The sequence below is a fragment of the uncultured Campylobacter sp. genome, assembly GCF_938045465.1.
Classification (GTDB): domain Bacteria; phylum Campylobacterota; class Campylobacteria; order Campylobacterales; family Campylobacteraceae; genus Campylobacter_B.
The window spans coordinates 1-22,125 of record NZ_CALIBF010000168.1 but is presented as its reverse complement, the minus strand read 5'-3'; the positions used below and the strand labels follow the sequence as shown (position 1 = coordinate 22,125).

Annotated in this window: 20 protein-coding genes and 1 pseudogene; 18 read left to right on the top strand and 3 right to left on the bottom strand. The window is 48.5% G+C overall.

The window, feature by feature from the left end; all coding sequences use genetic code 11:
• Nucleotides 1-131 precede the first annotated feature (131 nt).
• The 3 genes from Q0413_RS08235 to Q0413_RS08225 form a co-directional block, all read right to left on the bottom strand.
• On the bottom strand, nucleotides 132-377 hold the full coding sequence (locus tag Q0413_RS08235; RefSeq protein ID WP_298988490.1) for a hypothetical protein: 246 nt from the start codon (nucleotides 375-377) through the stop codon (nucleotides 132-134).
• Complete coding sequence (locus Q0413_RS08230; RefSeq protein WP_298988489.1) at nucleotides 361-576, bottom strand: hypothetical protein; 216 nt, start codon at nucleotides 574-576, stop codon at nucleotides 361-363. The genes Q0413_RS08235 and Q0413_RS08230 overlap by 17 nt, the downstream gene beginning before the upstream one ends.
• A gap of 374 nt (nucleotides 577-950) precedes the next feature.
• Nucleotides 951-1,328, bottom strand: a complete 378-nt coding sequence (locus Q0413_RS08225; protein WP_298988488.1) for a hypothetical protein — start codon at nucleotides 1,326-1,328, stop codon at nucleotides 951-953.
• Nucleotides 1,329-1,465: 137 nt separating this feature from the next.
• Between Q0413_RS08225 and gap the strand changes: the two genes are divergently transcribed.
• The 18 genes and pseudogenes from gap to Q0413_RS08135 all read left to right on the top strand — a co-directional run.
• Nucleotides 1,466-2,470, top strand: a complete 1,005-nt coding sequence (gene gap, locus Q0413_RS08220; RefSeq protein ID WP_298062089.1) for a type I glyceraldehyde-3-phosphate dehydrogenase — start codon at nucleotides 1,466-1,468, stop codon at nucleotides 2,468-2,470.
• A gap of 1 nt (nucleotide 2,471) precedes the next feature.
• Complete coding sequence (locus Q0413_RS08215; protein ID WP_297895140.1) at nucleotides 2,472-3,683, top strand: phosphoglycerate kinase; 1,212 nt, start codon at nucleotides 2,472-2,474, stop codon at nucleotides 3,681-3,683.
• Nucleotides 3,680-4,372, top strand: coding sequence for a triose-phosphate isomerase (locus tag Q0413_RS08210; protein WP_298988487.1), 693 nt, complete (start codon nucleotides 3,680-3,682; stop codon nucleotides 4,370-4,372). Before Q0413_RS08215 ends, Q0413_RS08210 begins: the two co-directional genes overlap by 4 nt.
• 287 nt (nucleotides 4,373-4,659) lie before the next feature.
• Nucleotides 4,660-5,487, top strand: coding sequence for an enoyl-ACP reductase FabI (gene fabI, locus Q0413_RS08205; RefSeq protein ID WP_298988486.1), 828 nt, complete (start codon nucleotides 4,660-4,662; stop codon nucleotides 5,485-5,487).
• Nucleotides 5,488-5,492: 5 nt separating this feature from the next.
• Entirely contained in the window at nucleotides 5,493-5,855 is a 363-nt protein-coding gene (locus Q0413_RS08200) for a hypothetical protein (protein ID WP_298988485.1), read from the top strand.
• Between the two features lie 255 nt (nucleotides 5,856-6,110).
• On the top strand, nucleotides 6,111-7,502 hold the full coding sequence (locus Q0413_RS08195; protein WP_298988484.1) for a 3'-5' exonuclease: 1,392 nt from the start codon (nucleotides 6,111-6,113) through the stop codon (nucleotides 7,500-7,502).
• Nucleotides 7,492-8,346, top strand: coding sequence for a DNA ligase (locus tag Q0413_RS08190; RefSeq protein ID WP_298988483.1), 855 nt, complete (start codon nucleotides 7,492-7,494; stop codon nucleotides 8,344-8,346). Before Q0413_RS08195 ends, Q0413_RS08190 begins: the two co-directional genes overlap by 11 nt.
• A gap of 52 nt (nucleotides 8,347-8,398) precedes the next feature.
• Nucleotides 8,399-9,388 (top strand): UDP-glucose 4-epimerase GalE, encoded by a 990-nt coding sequence (gene galE / locus Q0413_RS08185; RefSeq protein ID WP_298988482.1) that lies wholly within the window; start codon nucleotides 8,399-8,401, stop codon nucleotides 9,386-9,388.
• Between the two features lie 82 nt (nucleotides 9,389-9,470).
• A complete protein-coding gene (locus tag Q0413_RS08180; protein ID WP_298988481.1) occupies nucleotides 9,471-11,009 on the top strand; it encodes an oligosaccharide flippase family protein in 1,539 nt (512 codons plus the stop codon).
• Nucleotides 11,006-12,628 (top strand): Coenzyme F420 hydrogenase/dehydrogenase, beta subunit C-terminal domain, encoded by a 1,623-nt coding sequence (locus tag Q0413_RS08175; RefSeq protein WP_298988480.1) that lies wholly within the window; start codon nucleotides 11,006-11,008, stop codon nucleotides 12,626-12,628. Before Q0413_RS08180 ends, Q0413_RS08175 begins: the two co-directional genes overlap by 4 nt.
• Entirely contained in the window at nucleotides 12,625-13,686 is a 1,062-nt protein-coding gene (locus Q0413_RS08170) for a polysaccharide pyruvyl transferase family protein (RefSeq protein WP_298988479.1), read from the top strand. Before Q0413_RS08175 ends, Q0413_RS08170 begins: the two co-directional genes overlap by 4 nt.
• A gap of 1 nt (nucleotide 13,687) precedes the next feature.
• Entirely contained in the window at nucleotides 13,688-14,767 is a 1,080-nt protein-coding gene (locus Q0413_RS08165) for a glycosyltransferase family 4 protein (protein ID WP_298988478.1), read from the top strand.
• Nucleotides 14,767-16,035 carry a glycosyltransferase gene (locus tag Q0413_RS08160; protein ID WP_298988477.1) on the top strand — a complete coding sequence of 423 codons (1,269 nt, stop codon included), beginning with the start codon at nucleotides 14,767-14,769 and terminating at the stop codon, nucleotides 16,033-16,035. The genes Q0413_RS08165 and Q0413_RS08160 overlap by 1 nt, the downstream gene beginning before the upstream one ends.
• Nucleotides 16,032-17,075, top strand: a complete 1,044-nt coding sequence (locus tag Q0413_RS08155) for a glycosyltransferase (RefSeq protein ID WP_298988476.1) — start codon at nucleotides 16,032-16,034, stop codon at nucleotides 17,073-17,075. The genes Q0413_RS08160 and Q0413_RS08155 overlap by 4 nt, the downstream gene beginning before the upstream one ends.
• A 242-nt stretch (nucleotides 17,076-17,317) precedes the next feature.
• On the top strand, nucleotides 17,318-18,436 hold the full coding sequence (locus Q0413_RS08150) for a glycosyltransferase (RefSeq protein ID WP_298988475.1): 1,119 nt from the start codon (nucleotides 17,318-17,320) through the stop codon (nucleotides 18,434-18,436).
• Between the two features lie 2 nt (nucleotides 18,437-18,438).
• Entirely contained in the window at nucleotides 18,439-21,219 is a 2,781-nt protein-coding gene (locus Q0413_RS08145; protein ID WP_298988474.1) for an STT3 domain-containing protein, read from the top strand.
• Nucleotides 21,220-21,326: 107 nt separating this feature from the next.
• Entirely contained in the window at nucleotides 21,327-21,506 is a 180-nt protein-coding gene (locus Q0413_RS08140; RefSeq protein WP_298988473.1) for a hypothetical protein, read from the top strand.
• A pseudogene (locus Q0413_RS08135) lies at nucleotides 21,494-22,125 on the top strand (glycosyltransferase); the annotation flags it as partial. The gene Q0413_RS08140 and the pseudogene Q0413_RS08135, both read left to right, overlap by 13 nt.

The window sequence follows — 22,125 nt, the reverse complement described above, 5'->3', positions numbered from 1 at the left end:
AAAATTTTAATACTATAAGCTTGCGCGGCGCTCTCGTCGCCTCAAAGCTAAATTTCGCCGAGACTAAGGCGGATTTGTTTTGCAGCAGATTCGATCGCGCCGTTAAAATTTCCTAAATTTAGATCTAAATTTCAGAGCTTATTAAAAGAGGCGATTTTGGAAATTTCGCCCACAAAGCTCACGCGGTTAAATTTAAACTCAAGCCCATACCGCCAATCTTTGCGGCGCGGGTTTGTAAAGTCGCTAAATTTAACCGCGTTTTCTTCAAATTTAATCTTAAGCGCGAGATACCAGCAGTTCCAGATTCCGCACGGACAGCCCAGTAGCACGACATCTCGCTCATCTTGCGCCAAATCGGCTTCAAGCGCGGCGCGCAAAAAATAGCTCCTCAAAATCGATCAAGCTTAAGTAGGCGTAGTCTCCCGCGATGCTAGCTTGCCCGTCCTTTGCCGCAAAGCTTCGCTCGCGCTGCCTAATCAGCTCAAGCAGGGGCTTATCGTTTATCGTAACGACGACTTTGGTAAGGCCTTCGCCTTTCATATCGTAATCGTTTAGGTAAAATTTAATGCTATCCATGCGGTAATCTCGCTAAATGATCTATTTCGCGCCGTATTTGCACCGGCCTGCTAAAATTTCAGCGCAGTTTAGCGAATTTGAAGTGAAATTCGGTTGAAGATCAAGAAATTCGCTGGTAAAGCGCAGATCAAATGGATATTTTGTAAAATTTGAGGATTTCAGGCTTGGCGGGACTTATTTTTTAACACGCGAGAGCTTAAATTTGCAAAAAAGCTCAATTTGCGTAGATGAAAGAAGCGAAAATAAAAGGTTAAATATCATCGCAGATCAAAGAGATCGAAACGAGAGTTAAATTTCGCTATGGATAAAGAAGCAGAAACGAGGGGTTAAATTTAATTCGCTTTTGCGGGCGCTTAAATTTAACCCCGCCGCGGCTACATCATTTCGCCGCTTTTGTGCTCGTGCTCGGTGTAGGTTACCGGAATATCCTTCTTGCCTTTGCCCGGCGTGTACACTCCCTCTCCGCGTTTGAAAAGAAGCTCGATGCCTTCGGCGTTCGTAAGCATTATACCGCTTGCGGAAGCAGCGCGTTTGAGATTATGCTTTTTGCCTTTTTCGTCGGTTAGCACGCCCGTTGCGAACATATCGTTCGAACTAAGGCTGATGCGCTTATCTCCGGTCTCTCCAAGCAGAAATACGATCGTGTGCGTTACGGGCTCTTGCGTTTGCTGTGGAGCCGTATCGGCCTTAGGTTGGTTGCATCCGCTTAAAATCGCGATTGCCGCTAATGACGAGAATACAATTCGTCTCATTTTTTCTCCTTTAAAAAAAGTTCGCGAATTATATAGCCAAAAAGTAAATCCTAAATTTCGCGACTTTTTATTTAATCAAAGATTAACCCAAATTTAGTAAAATTCCAGCTGAAAACATCCCAAATAAGGAGAACCTTATGGCAGTAAAAATCGCAATCAACGGCTTTGGAAGGATCGGTAGGTGCGCGGCTAGAATTGCGCTAAGCAGGGACGATGTAGAGCTTGTGGCGATCAACGATACCGCTAAACGCGAGCTTACGAGATACCTGCTTCAATACGATACCGTTCACGGCGAGTTTCGTAAAAAAGTAGAAATTCTAAGCGACGAATGCATAGCCGTAGACGGCAAAAAAATCCGCGTCTATTCCACCAGAGAGCCTGCGGAGCTTGATTTTGCAGGCGATGGCGCAGAAGCTGTGCTTGAATGTACTGGTGCGTTTTTAACGAGCGAAAAATGCAAGCCGTTCATAGATAACGGTATCGGCGTAGTCGTAATGAGCGCACCTGCCAAGGATGATACGCCTACTTTCGTAATCGGCGTTAATGAGGGCGCTTATGCAGGACAACGCGTAATCTCAAACGCTAGCTGCACCACTAACGGCCTGGCTCCGATTGCAAAAATTTTAGACGATGAGCTTGGCATCGAAAAAGGTCTGATGACGACAATTCACGCCTATACGCATGGACAGAGTCTAGTCGATGTAAAAGCCAAGGACTTTCGCCGTTCACGCGCCGCGGCTCTTAATATCGCTCCGACTACGACGGGTGCGGCAAAAGCGATTAGTAAGGTACTTCCGCAGCTAAGCGGTAAGATGCACGGACAATCGGTGCGCGTGCCGGTGGCTAACGTTTCGATGGTTGATCTAACGGTGCTAACGCGTAAACAGACGAGTGCTGAGGAGCTAAACGAAATTTTCCGCCGCTATGCCGCTAAAGAGATGAAAGGAATTTTGCTCGTAGATGACGATAGCCGCGTCAGCAGCGATTTTTGTACTTCAGAATACTCCAGCATCGTAGCTAGCGACTGCACGCAGGTAATTGACGGTAATCTTATAAAAGTGATGAGCTGGTATGACAACGAGTGGGGATATAGTGAGCGCCTCATCGATTTAGCCCTATATGCGGCACAAAGAAGGAAATAAGATGGGCGAAATTCTTTCGATTAAAGATTTGAAATTTAAAGACGGCGCGCGCGTTTTTATCAGGTGCGATTTTAACGTGCCGATGGATGAGTTTTGCAATATTACGGACGATCGTCGCATTCGTTCGTCTATCCCTACGATTAAATATTGCTTAGACGAGGGCTGTGCAGTAATTTTGGCCAGTCACTTAGGGCGCCCGAAAAACGGATACGAAGAAAGACTTAGCCTAAAGCCTGTGGTAAAGAGGTTATCTAGGCTTTTGGAGCGTGAGATAAAATTTGTCTCTGATGTCGCGGGCGAGGAGGCAGGAGCTGCGGTAAATTCGCTTAAAAAGGGCGAAGTGCTTCTGCTGGATAATCTGCGCTTTGAAAAGGGCGAGAGCAAAAATGACGAAGCACTAGCTAAGAGGCTTGCGAGCTACGCGGAATTTTATATCAACGATGCTTTTGGCGTATGCCACCGCGCGCATGCTTCGGTAGAGGCGATTACGAAATTCTACGATGAGGCGCATAAGGCGGCGGGATTTTTGCTACTAAAAGAGATAAAATTCGCCAAAGACCTTATTAAAGATCCTGCGCGTCCTTTCGTAGCCGTAACGGGCGGCAGCAAAGTAAGCGGCAAGCTTCAGGCGCTTAAAAATTTACTTCCTAAAGTCGATAAGCTCATCATCGGAGGCGGCATGGCGTTTACGTTTTTAAAAGCCGTCGGATATGATATCGGTAATTCGCTTTTAGAGGAGGATCTTATATCTGACGCACTAAATATCTTGCGCCGCGGCAAAGAGCTTGGGGTTAAAATTTATATCCCTGTCGATGCCGTCGCAGCTCCACAATGCTCGCAAGACGCCGTTACAAAAAAGGTTACCGTCCAAGAAATTCCAAGCGATTGGATGGGGCTAGATATCGGACCTGCGACCGTAGCGCTTTTTAAAGAAGCCCTAGACGATGCACAAACGATCTGGTGGAACGGACCGATGGGGGTTTTTGAGATCGATAAATTCGCTCGTGGCAGCCTGCATATATCGCACGCGATCGCAGATAGCGACGCCACGACCGTAGTGGGCGGCGGCGATACCGCAGATGTCGTCGAACGCGCTGGTAACGCTGATGATATGACTTTTATTTCTACCGGAGGCGGCGCGAGCTTAGAACTCATCGAGGGCAAGGAGCTGCCGGGCGTGCGAGTGCTTACTGCTAAAACGGAGCTGCGATGATACTGGCAGCGAATCTTAAATGCAACCATACCCGAGCTAGCTTTGAGCAGTACGCTAAAACTTTAAATGAAGGCTTAGCGGGCCTAATTTCGCGCGAGGATGAAATTTTGGTTTTTCCTCCTGCTAGCGCATTTTGCGCGAAAGTGAAAAATTTTACTCAAGGCGCGCAAAATTTCTATCCTGCCGCGCACGGCAGCTTTACAGGCGAGATCGGCGGCGATATGCTGGCGGAATTTGACATCAAAACCGTTCTTATCGGACATAGTGAGCGGCGCGCTATTTTGGGCGAGAGCGCGGAGCTGATAAGAGAGAAATTCGGTTTTGCTGCGGCGCAGGGCTGGCGCATCGTCTTTTGCGTCGGCGAGGACGAGGCGGCATTCGCGCAAGATCGCAGCGAGGATTTCGTAGCGGCACAGCTTGAGGGTATCGATCTGAAATATCCGAGCTTAGTACTAGCCTACGAGCCCGTCTGGGCGATCGGTACGGGCAGAAGTGCGCAGTGCGAGCAAATCGAAAGAATGCTGAAGTTTTTAGGCACCAAAAGCTCAGCACCTCTACTTTACGGAGGCAGCGTAAATGCTGAAAATATCGCAAAAATTTGCGCGATAAGAGGTTGCGACGGGGTGTTAGTGGGCACAGCAAGCTGGGACGCCTCGAAGTTTTTGGAGCTTATACGCGTCGTCTCGTGAGCGTCTTTTAATGAGTTTGAAATTTTAAGTCCGCGACAGGCTATGCGCCTAGTCTTGACTTAAAATTTCTACACAACATTAAAATCTATCTCACGATACTGCCGCTATCGAATTTGGTTTCAAATTTGGGTTGCAAAATTTTTAAGTCAAATTGCGCAGGATTTTTCGCTTAGTCAAGGCAAAATTTAAAAAATAAGCGGAGCGAACATATGGTTCGTGAGCATTATTTTTTAAATTTTAACGCAGAATAAGTAGAAAAAGCCAAGCAAAAATAGAAAGGAGAAATAATGATTTTAAAAGGCAAAAAGGGCCTCATCGTCGGCGTCGCTAACGCCAAATCCATCGCTTACGGCATCGCCGAAGCTTGTCACGAGCAGGGTGCGCAGATGGCGTTTACCTACCTAAACGATGCGCTGAAAAAACGCGTAGAGCCGATCGCGGAGGAGTTTGGGAGTAAATTAGTCTATGAGCTTGACGTAAATAACCAAGCCCACCTTGACGGTCTTGCGGATCGCATTAAAGCAGATCTCGGCGAGATAGATTTCGTCGTGCATGCGGTAGCTTATGCGCCCAAAGAAGCATTAGAAGGCGAGTTTGTAAACACGAGCAAAGAGGCCTTTGACATCGCGATGGGCACGAGCGTGTATTCGCTACTAAGCCTCACGCGCGCGGTGCTACCGGTGCTAAAAGAGGGCGGCTCGGTGCTCACGCTAACCTACCTTGGAGGGCCGAAATTCGTGCCTCACTACAACGTTATGGGCGTTGCAAAAGCAGCGCTTGAAAGCTCCGTGCGCTATCTCGCTCACGATCTTGGCGCGCGCGGCATCCGCGTAAACGCTATCAGCGCGGGTCCGATCAAGACGCTTGCCGCAAGCGGAATCGGCGATTTTAGGATGATTTTGCGCTACAACGAGGTAAACAGCCCGCTAAAACGCAATGTCACGACGCATGACGTCGGCAACAGCGCGATGTATCTGCTTAGCGACCTAGCTAGCGGCGTGACCGGCGAGGTGCACTACGTCGACTGCGGCTACAACATCATGGGCATGTGCGACGTGGTGACCGACGCCGATGGTAAGATGATCCTTGCGTGGGATGCGGCTAAGGCCGAATAAGCGGCGTGCAAAAAGGGCAAAATTTGGCGCGCACGGTCTATTACGAGGCTAGGCACAAAGCCATAGCAGAGGGCGGCATAGAGGGCATCGCCGCCGTTTTGCGAGGTGATGATGAGGCCGAGAAAGCCTCGCTTCTGTTGTGTCTAGATTATTACCTTGATCCCTACTACGGATGCACGCTGGCGCATGAGAGCGAAATTTTCGCCCTTTTGCAGGAGCTGCTTCTGAGCGAGCGCTCGCAAGCTATCAGAGACGATATTTTGCAGCTTCTGGGCGATTACTGCGGCGATTTTAGCGTGCTGCGAAGCAGGATTTGCGAGGCGTCCGGCGAGATTTTGCCAGACATTAGGCGCTTGATCCAAGGATAAATTTAACGACCGGCGCGCTTTCGTGCACGGTAATTGCGCCGCGGTGAGGGTAGCGAAATTTGCCGCGCCTCCGCGCACGCCCCTTTTGCCGCGAAAATACGGCAGTGTAAAATTTAAAAGTTGAAAGCGGCAATGAAAACCTTGGATGAGCAAGGAGCTCGATCTAGCGAGCATACCTAAAAACGGCATGGAAATAGAGGATTATTTCAGGGCTGTTTTTGAAAAAAGCGGCAAAAACCGCCAGGAAGGAGCTTGATGAAAAAGGATTATATCTGCGTATTTGATTGCGAGACGATCCCTGACGTAGCGGCGCTGGTGCGGGTGCTGGATGAGGAAGCGATCGCGAGCTGCTTTGAGCCTTTCGATAAAAAAAGCTTCGCAAAGCTTCTTGACGCGCAGCTCTCGCAAAAGATCGGCGGCGAGAAACAAAACGCGTCTTTAAATTTTGCTGCAAATTCGGCGGAGCAGAATTTTAAAATAGAAAATTCCGAGCAAAATTCCGCACCTCAAAGCTTTACGCAGCAAGACGTCGCGTCTCAAAGCTTTGAGAGTGAAAATTCCGCTGAAAATCACGCGCAGGTAAATTTTACGAGCAAAAATTCCGCATCGAATTCCACAGAGCAAAATTTAGCGCCGCAAAATATGGCGTCTAAAAATTCCGCGTCGCTAAATTTAACCTACGACGATATCGCGCCTCAAAGCTCCGCGACACAGGGCTCCGCGGTAGAAAATTCCGCGCCGCAAAGCCCTGCGCCTCAGAATTTCGCGGCGGAAAGTTTTACGTCTCAAAGCTCCATATCTCAAAGCTCAAAGAGCGAAAATCACGCTTTAAATTCCGCGCAAGATCTCGCGTTAAACGCGCTAAATTTTAAAATTTACGGCGAGCAATTGATCTTTAACGCGGATAAAAGTAAAATTTTAAACCACAAATTGCTCTCGCTTAAGGCGATGGAGATTTTCAAAGAAAAAACCGGCAGCGAATTCCTACCCGTCTGCTTCCATCGCGTCGTTAGCATTAGCGCCGTGATGGCGGACGGATTCGGCAGATTTTTGCGCGTCTCTACGCTTGATGGCGAGAGCGAGCGCGATAAAATCGCAAAATTCTTAACCTTCATCGAGGATTTTAATCCGCGCCTCGTGAGCTTCAACGGGCGCGGGTTCGATCTGCCGATGATTATGGCGCGCGCGATGTGCTATGATCTAAGCGCCGCGGCGTATTTTGAGACGAACGATCGCGATAACAACAAGAGCAAATGGGAGAACTACCGCAGCCGCTACGACGGGCGGTTTCATCTGGATCTGCTCGATCACATAAGCGATTTTGGCGCCGTTCGCGGGCTCAAGCTCGATCATATCTGCGCCAGCGTGGGCCTTCCCGGCAAATACGACGTGCACGGCGATCAGGTACTGCAGCTGTATTACGGCGGCGAGCAGGCCAAGATCGACGAGTACTGCAGATCCGACGTGCTTAACACCTACTGGCTGTTTTTGAAATACGAGCTTTTGCGCGGCAAGATCACCAAGGACGACTATCTGAATTACATCGCGGTGATGGGCGAATTTTTGCAAAAAGAGTGCGCGGGCATGAGCTATACGCCCGTTTTTTGCGACTTTATAGAAAGGGAGCTAGCGGCATATGCTAAGTGAAATTTTTAAAATTTTAAAAGGCGCGGTTTTTTGCGCGTTGTTTTTGCTCTGCGGCGCGTTCGCGGACGAGGCTAAATTTAAACCGATGCTGCTTAAAGAATACGTCCCCGGCATGAATATCACGGGCTGGGTGATTAGCGAGAAGTTAGACGGCGTGCGCGCGATCTGGGACGGCAAAAATCTGCGCTCCAGGCGCGGCAAGATCATAAACGCTCCCGAGGGCTGGAGCGCGGGCTTTCCGCCGTTTTTCGTGGACGGCGAGCTATACACGGCGCGCGGAGAGTTTGAGCAGCTCGTCTCGATCGTCTCTTCTAGCGTGCCCGATGAGCGCTGGAGCAGGGTGAAATTTTACGCGTTCGATCTGCCGAAGGAGCAGAAAAACCTGAGCGCGAAGATGGAAATTTTAAGAAATTTTATCGCCTCAAGTGGCGCGCAAAATTTACTCATCGTGCAGCAAACCCCGGTAAGCACGCACGCCGACGTGCAGGCGTATTTTGATCGCGTCATCGCAGCAGGCGGCGAAGGGGTCGTGCTGCGCGATCCAAACGCGCTTTATGAAAGCGGGCGCAGTGATAAAATTTTAAAATATAAAAAGATGCACGATAGCGAGTGCAAGGTCGTAAAAATCAACCCGGGCTACGGCAAAAACGAGGGCAAGATGGGCTCGCTTAGCTGCGTGGATCTACGTAGCGGAGTGAAATTTAAAGTAGGCACGGGCTTTAGCGACGAAATGCGGGCAAATCCGCCTAGGGTGGGCACGATCATCACCTATCAATACCAAAATTTAACCCGCGAGAAAAAGCCACGCTTCCCCGTATTTTTGCGCGTGCGACCAGCGATTTAATCTAAGGGGCTATAATCGCGTGTTTTGATAAATTTGATCCGAAGGAGAATAGATGAAAATTTTAATCACAGGCGGCGCGGGATACATCGGCAGCCACGTCGCAAAGGCACTTTTAGAAGCGAACCGCCACGACGTCGTCATACTGGATAATCTTTGCAAAGGCTCGATGCGAGCGATCGAGGCGCTTCGCGACGTGGGCGAGTTTGAGTTCGTACAGGAAAGCCTAGAAAACACCCCTGCAATCGAGAAGCTTTTTAAGCGCGAAAAATTTGATGCGATCATTCACTTTGCGGCGTTTATTGAGGTTTTTGAAAGCACGCAAAATCCGCTAAAATACTATCTAAACAACACCGCCAACGCGATGAATTTGATCGCGCTTGCGAACAAATACGGCGTGAAAGACTTTATCTTTAGCTCCACGGCAGCGACCTACGGCGAGCCCGACATCCCGCAGGTAAGCGAGGAAACTCCGCAAAATCCGATCAATCCGTACGGTAGAAGCAAGCTGATGGTCGAGTGGGTGTTAAAAGACGCGGCAGCGGCAAATCCGAATTTTAAATATGGAATTTTGCGCTACTTCAACGTTGCAGGGGCCGCAAGTGACGGCACAATCGGGCAAAACTACCCGAACGCGACGCATCTTATCAAGGTTGCGACCCAAACGATCGTCGGCAAGCGCGATAAGATGAGCATTTTCGGCGATGATTACGACACCAAAGACGGCACCTGCATACGCGACTACATCCACGTAGAAGATCTCGCAAGCGCGCATCTGGCGGTGCTTGATTATCTGCAAAGTAACGACAGCGCGGTCTTTAACGTAGGCTACGGCACGGGCTTTAGCGTAAAAGAGGTCGTCAATGAAGCCAAAAAAGTAAGCGGCGTGGATTTTAAAGTGGAGATCGCTCCGCGCAGAGCGGGCGATCCTGCCTGCCTCATCTCAAACGCGGATAAAATTCGAACCAAAACCTCCTGGCAGCCTGAGCACGAGAGCCTGGATGAGATCATCCTAAGCGCGCTAAATTGGGAAAAGAAGCTCTAGGTTCTAGCGTGAAAGTGCGATTTGAAATTTTAAAATTTTACTCCGCCGCGTTTAATCGCGGCGGAGTAAAAGGAAGCCTTGTTTGCTTAAAATTCTAAACGCCCCCGAAGCCGCGCAGCGTAAGCTCGGCGTCGTGCTATCGTATGTAAATATCTTTGTTTCTACGATACTTACTTTGGTTTATACGCCGTTTTTTCTGCGGGCGCTGGGGCAGAGCGAGTTTGGGCTGTATTCTTTAGCTAGCAGCGTTATTGGCTATTTAGCGATTTTGGATTTGGGTTTCGGCAACGCCGTGACGGTCTATACCGCCAAATACGTCTCAAGCGGCGAAGTGGAGCGCATGCATAAGCTACACGGCACGATTTTTAGCGTGTATTTGGTAATGAGCGCGGTGATCGTGATTGCAGGAGCTGCGCTGCTAGCTAATCTGCACGCGATTTTTGGCGCTAAGCTAAGCGCTAGTGAGATGGGCGAAATTCGCATTATGCTAATGCTACTAACTGCAAATTTAGCGATTAGCTTTCCTTTTAGCATCTATTCGTCGATCCTTACGGCGCATGAGAATTTCGTATTTATTAAGCTAGTTGGGATCTTTCGCACGATCGCTCTGCCGCTAGCTGCGGTGCCTGCGCTACTTTTGGGATATAAGGCTATCGCGATCGTAATCATCGCTACGGCGGTAAATTTAATCTGCGTCGCGGCAGATTTCATCTATTGCAAAAGCAAAGTCTCGCCCGTGATAAGCGTGCGAAATTTCGACGCCCCCACGCTTAAGCAAATTTTTGGCTACTCGTTTTTTATATTTTTAGGCATCGTAGTCGATCAAGTAAACTGGAATGTCGATAATTTTATCTTAGGCGCGGTAGCAGGCGCTACGGCGGTTTCCACGTATGCCGTAGCAAGCACGATAAATGCCACTTTCGTCACGCTTTCGCTTACCATTAGCGGCGTGATGCTTCCTAAAATCGCCAAAATGGTCTCTGCAAACTCCACCGATTCCGAGCTTAGCGCGGAATTTATCAAAATAGGCAGGCTGCAATTTTACGTGATATTTTTTATCGCGTCGCTTTTGGTGATTTTTGGGCGGGAGTTTATCGTGCTATGGGCTGGCGCAAATTATGAAATTTCATACGCAATCGCGCTTATTTTGGTGCTTCCAGTAAGCGTGCCGTTGATTCAAAATTTAGGCCTAGCCGTGCTTCAGGCAAAAAACAAAGTCAAATTTCGCTCAATCGCCGCGTTTTGCGTCACGCTCGTAAATATCGCTATTTCTATTCCGCTAGCTAAGGCTTACGGTGGCGTGGGCGCTGCGTGCGGTACGGCTTTTGCGATCACATTGCTAAATATCTGTGTGATGAACATCTACTATGCTCGTGTAATCGGACTTGACATCGCTAAATTCTGGCGAAATATCGGCGCGATGGTAGTAAAATTTGCTCCTGCAATCGCAGTAAGCCTAGTGATAAATTACGCATTAGGCTTGCATGGAGTGAGCTTTTTGTTAATTTGCGGCGGGCTTTATTCGGCTATGTTTGTGCTAAGCGCGTATTTTTGGGCGATGAATGACTACGAACGCGCGATTTTTGGTGGCATTGCGGCTAAGATAAGGAGGCGGGCTTGAGCTTCAATGTAATTAGCGAAGTGGTTACGAAAGACCGCTGTATCGGCTGCGGCGTCTGCGCGAGCAGCTGCCCTTTTAGCGTGCTAAAAATGCGGCTTGGAGGCAATGGATTTTACGCGCCTGAGGAGGGCGAAGGGTGCCGCGACAAATGTGATATTTGTCTAAAAGTCTGCCCGTTTTACGAAAAAGACATGCTTGAAAATGAGCTAAATTCTAAATCATACTCAGAGCTGGAAAGCTTTAGTCCTGATTTTGGCAGGTTTTTAGCCACTTATAAATTCTACAAAAAAGATGAAGCGCAGCGCCTAAGCAGTGCAAGCGGCGGCGCGGGAGATTATATTTTTCGCGAGCTTTTTGCGCGCGGGCTCATAGATTACGCGATTTGCGCCGTGCCTGCGGACGAGGGGGATTTTATAGCCCAAAATCCCAAGCGGGATTTTTCTGCCTGCAATAATTTAGCGCAGCCACAGAATTTGCAAAATTCCGCAACCAAAAATTCCGAACAGAATTCCGCAATTCCGAATTTAACGCAGAATTTGGCGGATGATGATTCTATAAATTTTACGAGTGCGCAAAATTCCTTTTGCGAAAATTTTACGCAGAATTCTGTGCAAAATTTTACAAATGAAAATTTTGCACAGAATTCTAAAGCTTCTTGTAAAAATTCCGTATCAGCACAGAATTTTGCCTGCGAGAATTCTAAAAACACGCGAAATTATGCGGGCGAAAATTCCGTGCCGCTATTTAAATTTAGCGTGATAAAAAATGCCGATGAGCTTACTCGTGCGCGCTCGTCCGCTTACTATCCGCTCACGCTTGAAGCAGTGCTAAAGGAGATGTCGCGCCGCGAGGGTAGATACGCGATTAGCGCGCTGCCGTGTTTTGCCAAGGCCTTAAGGCTTGCTGCGAGTAAAAATCCGCGCCTTAAATCCCGCATAAGCTTTATTATCGGGCTGGTTTGCGGACAGGGCAAGGGTACTGGTTTTACGCATAAGCTGGCAGATCTTGCGTTTAAAGAGCGTAAGCAGCTCGCGGCGGTTAATTACAGATATAAAATCGCGGGCAAAAGTGCGATGAGCTTTGGCTTTAAATTTCGCGCTGCAGACGGCAGTGAGGCGATAGACGATCGCAGTAGTAGCGCCTTTGCATACTGGAGCTCGCGCGCTTTTACGCCGCTTGCGTGCAACTCCTGCACTGACGTTTTTGCCAAATGCGCCGACGTCGTACTGATGGATGCGTGGCTGCAAAGCGAAATGAGCGAGTGGCGCGGCACATCGCTCGTAATTACGCGCGCAGCTCAGATCGACGCGCTATTTTCGCAGCCTACGAAGCAGGCACGCGAGGCGATTTTTTGCGAGCGGATATCCGCAGCAGAGGTGCAGCGCTCGCAGCAAAGCCAGGTGGAGTGCAAAAACGAAATTTTCTACGGTGCGAAAAATCCGCTTAAGCGTTACATCTTGCGCCAGAAGCTTCAGATCCAGCGATATAGCGCTACGCATTTTGATTGTGATGATTTCATCGCTGCTAGGCTTAAAAAGATCGCCGCTGCAAATAAAGTGCTAGCGCTTTTGGCGCTACCAAAGATCGCGGCATATAAAATTTATAGGAAGTTTGCATGAAGATCGGGATTTTTACCCTGCCGCTAGTAAATAATTACGGCGGAATTTTACAAGCTTACGCGCTAAGCCGCGTGCTAGTGGGGCTTGGGCATGAGCCGTGGCTCATAAACTTGCGCCTGCAAAGAAGCAAACTATCGATTGCGTATATTAAATTTTTAGTGGTACGCGCGCTTAAAAAGGAGCTTTGCGGCGCGAAATTTAATCCCTCTTACGAGCGCGATACTAGCGAGTTTGTGGCGGAAAATATCCCTTTAACCGCGCCTGTTTGCACACCTGCGAATTTAAAGGTGCTGTGCGAGAAAGAGCGCTTTGAAGCGGTGATTTTAGGAAGCGATCAGGTTTTTCGCCCTAGCTATTTTGCGGATTTTGCAGATTGCTTTAGCCTTGGATTTTTGCCGCCTAACTGCACGCGGATCGCCTATGCTGCAAGCTTCGGCGGAGATAGGCTCTGTGGGCTTAAAAATCCCGCAGATTTAAAAGCTCACGTTGCAAATTTGGCTAAATTTAAAGCTATTTCGGTGCGCGAATGCGACGGCGTAAAGCTTGCGCGCGAATGCTTTGGTGTAGATGCGCACTGGGTACTGGATCCTACGCTTTTAGCTAACAAAGAGATTTACGATAAATTTTTAAGCCATGCGCCAAAGCGCAAGGGCTTTGCCTATATCCTAGATCCATCGCCTCGCTCAGAAGCGGCGATAGAGCTATTAAAGAAGCAAAGCGGCCTAGAGATAGATGAGGTGAACGACCGCGGCAACCGCATCGGCATAAAAGCATGGCTAAGCGCTATTGCGGGCGCGGAGTTTGTGCTAACCGACTCATTTCACGGCTGCGTATTTTCCATAATCTTTAATAAGCCGTTTTTTGTGCTCGTTAACGCTAGTCGCGGTGCGTCGCGCTTTAGCTCGCTTTTGGGCTCGTTCGGGCTTGAAGATAGAGCTTTGCAAGATCCCAAAGACGCGCGCTTGGACGCGACTATCGATTGGGATGGCGTAAATGAGGCGTTGCGCCGTAAAAGAGAGGACTCGATGAAATTTTTAAAAACAAGTTTAGGCTCATAAAATGAAAATAGCTATGGTGATTTCTGCTTTAGGCAAGGGCGGTGCCGAGCGCGTGCTAAGCGTGCTGGCAAATTTTTTCTGCCGTGAGAATGAAGTCTGCGTGATAAAATTTGACGCAGATGAGCCGTTTTACGCGCTAGATTCTAAGATCGAGCTTCTTAGCTTGGATTTAGGAGTGGGCGATTTGGGAGTATTTGGCAATATAAAAAAGCGCTACGATAAAATTTTAGCCTTGCATAGGCTTCTAAAAAGTCGTAAATTTGACGTCGTAATCTCGTTTTTAGATAATACCAATGTCCTTACGCTTATCGCAAATCTTGGAGTTGGGCAGAAAATCATCGTCTCCGAACACACCAATCATCGCTTTTTAAAAAGTCCGATCTGGCGAGCTCTCAAGCGGATCTTTTATCCGAGGGCTGCAGGTCTTAGCGTGCTTAGTAAATTCGATCTGGATCATTACACATATGTGCAAAATCGCGCGATTATGCCTAATCCGATGTTTGAGATCAGCCATGCTAAAGAGGCCCGCCCGCCTAAAGAAAATATCATCCTAGCAGCCGGCCGGCTCAATGTCTATAAGGGCTTTGATGTCCTTCTTAAGGCGCTTGCGCTTATAGATTTCAATCTTTTAAAAGAGTGGAAGGTGGTGATCGCAGGCGACGGAGAGGAGCGAAAGAGCCTTGAAAGCCTAGCTGCGAAGCTGCGCTTAAATGTGCAGTTCATCGGCTTTGTGCGCGATATCGAGAGCTTATATGAACGCGCTAAAATCGTAGTCGTAACCTCCAAGATGGAGGGCTTTTGTAATATTTTGATGGAGAGTATATTTTTCGGCACCGCTAGAATTTCTACAGATTGCATCGCAGGTCCTAGCGAGCTTATAAGCGACGGCGTAGATGGGTTTTTGTGTCCGGTGGGCGATAGCGCAAGTATCGCTAAAAAGCTTGAAATTCTAATGAGCGACGAAAAGCTGCGCGAGCGGCTCGTGCAAAACGCCTCCAAGCGCGAGGAGAGCTTTAAAATTGAAACGATCGGGCAACGCTGGTTGGATTTTATAGCCGCTACGATACACAGGGAGGAATAATGAGCGAAAATCCCCTAATCTCGGTCATCATCCCCGTTTATAATGTCAAAGAATTCCTGCGCGCTTGCGTGGAGCGTATCACGGCGCAGACCTATACGAATTTAGAAATTTTACTCGTAGATGATGGCTCAAATGATGGCAGCGAGGCGATTTGCGACGAATACGCTGCGCGTGATCCTCGTGTGCGCGTGCTGCATAAACCAAACGGCGGGCAGGCTAGCGCGCGAAACGCTGCTTTGGATGTCGCTCGCGGGGAGTTTATCAGTTTCGTAGATAGCGACGATTTGATAAGCCTTAATTTGATTGAGACGCTTTTTCGCCTGACGCAGAAATTTTGCACCAAAATCGCTATGTGCGGCTACGCAGCATTTGGCGACGAGAGCGAAATAAATAATTTCAAGGCGGCTTTAAATTCTAAAGAAAATCAAAATTCTAAAGAGGTTAGCGATTTAGGAGGAGCTGCAAATTCGAATGCCAACGCAGGCGAATACAAAATATCGCCGCAAGAGCTTTTTAGACGCAGCTGCACGCAGGATCCGTATTTTAGCACCGCGGTTTGGCGCGCGCTGTTTGCTCGCGAAATTTTCGCTGCTTTGCGCTTTCCTACGGGGCAGATCTATGAGGATGTGGCGATATTTTTTGATATTTTTAACGCTTCTATTTCGGCGTGCACGGATGAAATTTTATATTTTTATCGCGTAAGGGCGGGCTCGACCGTAAATTCATTCGCACGCAGGCATCTGGCGGTCATCGCTGCGGTGCGCCGCTATACTGAGGCGATCGCTGCGAATTATCCAAGCTTGGCGCGTGAGGCTAATTTTACTCGCTGCGAGTCCGCGCTGAATACGGCGTTTTTAATTATCAAATCGAGCTTTGATGCTGCGGGCTCGGATGGGGGGGATGCAACTTCTCCTCTTGAGGCTAATACGTGCGGTTTGACAAACGAGGCAGATTTACGCGGTGCTGATAGTTTATCTTGCGCATGCGGTAAAAATTCCGCATTTAAAAATTCCTCCGAGCAAAATTATATGCGAAATTCCGAGCAGAATTCTGCGTCGCAAAGAAAGATCGCAGATCCCCGCTCTCCTTTAAGCGCTGCAGAAGCTGTGGATCAGATCCGCTCACTGCACGCTTTGGTGCGCGAGCGGCTGGATTTTGGATTTTTCGCAGCGCATGCAAGCCGCACGCAGACGCTGATGATGGTCTTGTTTTACGCTAGCCCCGCGCTTTTGCGGCTATTTTATAAAATTTATCGGAAGCTAAAATGAAAATTTTATTCGTCATCGCAGCTCTTAGAAACGGCGGCGCCGAGCGCGTGCTGCAGGTCTTGGCGAACCATTTTGCGCGCGCAAACGACGTTACGATCGCGATTTTGGAAAACGACGAGGGCAGGTATAAATTTAGCGAAAAGATAAAATTTTTGCATCTAGATGTTTATAAAAACGGCGGCAGGTTCGATAAATACAGAATTTTGCGCGAGTGCTTCAAGCGCGAGCGCCCAAGCGTCATCATCAGCTTTATGGACTGGACGAACGTAGCGTGCGTGATCGCAAGCTTTGGGCTAGGCATCCCGCTCATCGCGACCGAGCACAACGCGCACGATTATATGTCAAGCGGGCTTTTTAGCCGCGTGCGCGATCTGTGCTACAAAAAAGCGGACGCGCTTACGGTGCTTACGCGCTCGGACTTTGAGTACTATTCGCGATTTGTCAAAAACTGCTTCGTCGTGCACAACCCCTTTTTCGGCGAGATTGATGGTGCTAAAAGCGCCAAGCGAAACGTGATCTTAAGCATCGGCAGGCTCGAGCCTGTAAAGGGGTATGAAATTTACTTCGACGCGCTAAGCAGGATCGATAAAAGCCTGCTTGCGAAGTGGGAAATTTTAATCGCGGGCGACGGCTCGCTGCGCGAAAGCTTGCGCGAGCTCGTGGCGCGGCTTGGGCTTGAAGTGCGATTTTTAGGGCACAAGCAGGACGTGAGCGAGCTGTATAAAGAAGCCAAAATTTTTGTGCTAAGCTCGCTTAGCGAGGGGCTTCCAAACGTTTTGATCGAGTCTGCGTTTTACGGCTGTGCACGGCTTAGCAGCGACACGGCGGGCGCAAAAGAGCTCATAAAGGACGGCCTTAGCGGCATTTTGTTTAAACGCGGCGATGCGAATGAACTTGCGAGCAAGCTTGAAAATTTAATGCGTGATGAGGCGCTGCGAGATACTCTTGTGCAAAATGCAAATGAAAATTTAGACGAGTTTTCGCAAGAGCGCATCGTTGAGCTCTGGCAGGGCTTGATAGATCGGTTTGCGCGCAAATAGCAGCCGCTTATCGATGCCCTAGCGGCGCGCGGAGATAAATTTAAACTTCGGTGTGCTAAGATAGCATTTCGCGCCCGAGCAGAGCGGCGCGTTTAAATTTACAAAGCGCATCGCGCGATGAAATTTAGCCGCTTGGGGCAGCGCAAAACGCGCTAAATTTAAACAGCGCGGCGTATGCTCGCGTAAAAAGGCGCGAGCAAAGCTTAAATTTATAGCGCGGCAGAAATTTAAAAGGTAAAGGGATGAAGAAATTAAGCGTTTTTATATATTCGATGGGAGGCGGCGGCGCCGAGCGCGTCGTAAGCAACCTCTTAGGCGAGCTTACGGCACGCTATGAAGTGCATCTGGTGCTGATGAACGAGAGGATTTTTTATGAAATTCCAAGCGACGTGCAGATCCATTTCATCGAAAAATCAGCCCCCTTTGAAAACGGGCTGCTGAAGCTTGCAAAGCTGCCGTTTTTGGCGCTGCGCTACAAAAAGCTATGCGAGCGCCTAGGTATCGACATCCACTTCGTTTGGATGAACCGCCCTTGTTACGTGGCGGCGCTGGCGCGAGTTTACGGATTGGGCGGAACGATGATTTTTAACGAATGCTCGACGCCGTCGGTGCTGTATAAAGAGCCGAACTTCAAATCTAAAATTTCAAAGCTTCTGCTGCGTAAGCTCTATCCGAAGGCCGATTTTATCTTCCCCAACTCGCTTGGAAATTTGCGCGATCTGGCGGATAATTTCGGAATCGATGAGCGCAAGATGAGCGTGCTATACAACGCGATCGATCTGGATGAGATCAGTCGCAAAGCGCAGCAGCAGGTCGCGCAGGAGCGACCGTTTTTCCTAAGCGTCGGCAGGCTCGATGCGGGAAAAAACCACGCACTTTTGATCCGCGCGTATGCAAATTTAAAAAATAACGACAAAGACCTGCTGATCTTGGGCGACGGCGTGCTGCGGGCCGAGCTTGAAGCTCTGATAGAGGAGCTGGGCTTAGGCGGCCGCGTGAAGCTTTTGGGCTTTGACGCAAATCCGTATAAGTATATGGCTAGATGCTACGCGTTTGTTTTCGTAAGCCTTTTTGAGGGGTTTTCAAACGCGCTTATCGAAGCTCTTGCGTGCGGCAAACTCGTAATTTCAAGCGATCATCAAAGCGGCGCGCGCGAGCTTTTGGGGCAGAGCGAATGGGGCGTGCTGGTGGGCGTGAACGATCTAGAAAGCACCCAAGCGGCGATGCAAAAAGCGCTGGATGATGAAAATTATGTAAAATTTTATGAGAAAAAGGCTAAAATTAGAGCCTCGTTTTTCGATAAAAAACGGATAGCAAGCGAGCTGATCGCAAAAATAGAACAAATCGACGAAGGAAAATAGGCGTGGGTGAAGAAAAAAAGGCTTTTAGCGTCAGAGAGATCGACGAAGGATCGTCCGATCAAAAAGGCGCGCAATCAATGGGTGCCGACAAAGCTGCCTTAAGCGAAAATTTCGCTAGTGAGGGAAATTTTGACGCAGAGTATTCCGCGGATGGCGGAGAGAATTTTAATGGCGAAAATGCCGAGATTAAGGGTAGCGAGGATACCGCGCCTCAGAGCGATAAAAATTCTGAGCTTGATGCAAAAAATTCTGCGAGCAAAAATTCCGCGCACGCCGGCGCTAAAAATTTAAGCGACGATCAAGCGCGCGCTGTTTCTGCAAAAATGCGAGCACAAAAAAAATCCAAAAAGGCTAAAAAATCAAGCGGACAAAATTCTACCTCGGTAAATTCTAAAAATTCCGCAGGCGCAAATTCTGCAAACTCAAATTTGAAGGACGCTGCGAATTCCACGAGCAAAAATTCTACAAATAAAAATTCCGCTGGCGCTGCGAACTCTACAAATAAAAATTCCGCAAAAGCCGCTAATTTGGCTAAATTTAAAAATGCGAATTCCGCAAGTGCTTTAAATTCTACAAACGGCATAAATTCTGATAATTCTAAAAACTCCACAACAGAAAATTCCCAAAATTCCAAAAATCAGTCAGCTGACGCGCTTCCTGCTAGGCGCAAAATTTTCGGTTTTATAAAAAATTATGAGTTTTCAAAGCATATTTTGCTGATGACTTTGCTCGCGTTTGCCTTTAGCGTGGCGTTTCGTATGTGGTGGGTGCACTGGGCGAGCGGTTTTCCGAACTACTTTTTTTGGGATGGCGAGCTGATGATAAACACCAACGACGGCTACGCCTTTGCAGAGGGCGCGCGCGACCGACTCGCCGGCTTTCATCAGCCCAACGATCTTAGTTATTTTAGCGCGCCGCTTTCGATCGTGACGGCGTTTTTGGCTGAAATTTTGCCCTTTAAAATCGAGACGATCTTCGTTTATCTGCCGGCTTTGTTTAGCTCGCTCATCGTAGTGCCGATTTTATTAATTTCAAGCGAGTTTCGCTGCATGCGCGCAGGCTTCATCGGCGCGCTTGTCGCGAGCGTGGCGAATAGCTACTATAACCGCACAATGGCTGGGTATTACGACACCGATATGCTAAATATCGTGCTTGCGATGTGTATTTTGTGGGCGTTCATCCGTATCTGCACGCGCGGTTCGCGCAGCACGCTGTTTTGGCTGGGTGCGTTTACGATATTTTATATGTGGTGGTATCCGTCCAGCTTTTCGCTAAATTCCATGATGCTCGCCGTATTTTTCGCCTACACGCTGATTTTTAAGCGAAAAAGTGCGGTAAATTACGAAGCGATGATCATCTTTTTGATCGCGCTTTGCTCCACGCCTTTGGTAGCTAAAATTTTAATCTCGCTTACGCTATTTTGGCTCTTTGCATTTAAAGGAAAGCTATTAAATTTTAAAATTTTAGCGATTATCGGCGCGCTTGCCGTAGTCTTTTTCGTCGCAAACGGAGGTCTTAGCCCGATCATCTTTCAGGCGAAATTTTATATCTTCCGCTCCCTTGCGGACAACGCCGATACGGCATTTCATTTTTTCAACGTCAATCAAACAATCCAAGAATCAGGCATCGTGCCGCCTAAGATCTTTATGGAGCGCATCAGCTCGCACGTCGCGGTTTTCGTGATCGCGGCAATCGGATACGTAGTGCTTTGCTTTAGGCATAAGGAATTTTTGCTCTCGATCCCGCTTCTGCTTTTGGGCTTTGCGGCAAACAAAGCGGGCCTTAGATTTACGATCTACGCCGTGGGCGTGATGGGGTTAAGTTTCGGATATATTTTGTATTTTTGCGTAAAGCGCTTGGATCTGCCAAAGATCGCGGGACGCGCGATACTGCTTATTTTGACGGCGCTTGCCATTTACCCCGCATGGCAGCACATCGTCTCGTACAAGGTCGATACGGTCTTTTATCAAAGCGAGGTGCGGGTGCTTGACGAGCTCAAAGATAAGGCGCAGCGCGAGGATTACGCGCTTTCGTGGTGGGACTACGGATACGGCATACGCTATTACAGCGACGTAAAGACTCTCATCGACGGCGGCAAACACCTCGGCAACGATAATTTCCCCGTTAGCTTTGCGCTTTTTAGAGATCAGATGAGCTCTGCGAATATGGCGCGTCTGGATGTCGAATACACCGAGCGCGGATATAGCGAAAAAATTCCAAACAAGCTAAAGCAAATTTTAAAAGATTATAATGCCACAGACGTAAATGATTTTATCTTAAGTTTGGGACTGGCCGATTTTAAGCCGCCAAGGCCTACTCGCGACATCTACTACATCCTGCCCGATCGCATGATGAATATCTTCCCCGTCGTCACGCAGTTTTCAAACATCGATATCACCGACGGCAAGCAGCTGGGCGAGCTGTTTTTCATAACGAGCGATAGGTTTGTTCAGGATCAAAGCGGCGTGCATATGGACAACGGCTTTTCGATCTCGCCGAGCCTTTTAAATTTAGAATATAGCGGCAGAAAATTCGCGATCAATACCTTTTACGAAACGAGCTACGACGCGAATGGCAAGCTTTCGGTAAAAGAGTTTAATATGGACAGCAGCGCGCAATTTTACGTGATTTTCATGCGCGATTACGGGCGATTTTTGCTGCTAGATAAGACGATGCTAAACTCAAGCTACATTCAGCTTTTTGTATTTGAAAGATATAGACCCGAGCTATTCGAGCCTGTGATCTTAAGCCCTGCTGTGAAAGTTTATAAATTAAAGCGCTAAATTTTGCCGCTACGGGCGGGTTAAATTTCATCGCGACATGCGAAATAAATTTAACTTCCGTGCGCGGATTTTTAGATTAAATTTAGGCTAAGTTTAAAGGAGAGCGAATGAAATTTTTTCAAGCGTCGCGAGGGCTTTTATCGGCGGTAAATTTTAAAAAAGAGCAAGGGTTTTTTATGGCGCGAAATTTTAATCAAGACGGCGAGAATTCCGCGTGCCGCGCACAAAATCATATAAATTTTAAGTCGCAAAATTTTAAAACGGAGCGTGAGCCGTGCCGCGCATAGGGTTTCTTTCGCACGAAAGCATGAGCCTATATTTCTTTCGCGCGCCGATAATGCGGGCTCTTAAAGAGCGGGGGCATGAAATTTACGCCATCGCGCCCGCGGGCGATTACACGCAAAAGCTTGCGAGCGAATTTCACGCCGTGACCTACGAGCTCGACAAGGCCTCGATCAACCCTTTCAAGGTGCTTAAAAACAGCGAGGGTTTGGCAGCCGTTTTGCGCGATCTAAACCTAGATATGCTTCAGACCTCCGCGCACAAATCAAACGTCTTCGGCACCTTTGCGGCGAAAAAAGCGGGCATCAAAACCGTGCTAAATTTAGTCGAGGGGCTCGGCAGCTTCTACGTGGACGGCGACCTAAAATCGCTTCTAATAGAGCCGTGATCGAGCGGCTTTACAGGCGCTCCTTGGCGCTTAGCGACGGCTGTATCTTCGTAAATGACGCAGATCCGGATTATTTTTTGGCTAAGGGCTTGAGCCGCGAGGATAAAATTTACCGCATCAAAAGCGTGGGCGTGGATGCGAGCTACTTCGATCCGGACGTATGCGAAGGGGCGGATCTGGGCGAGCGAAAGGTCGTTTTGATGATGGGGCGCGCGCTTTGGCACAAGGGGATTAAG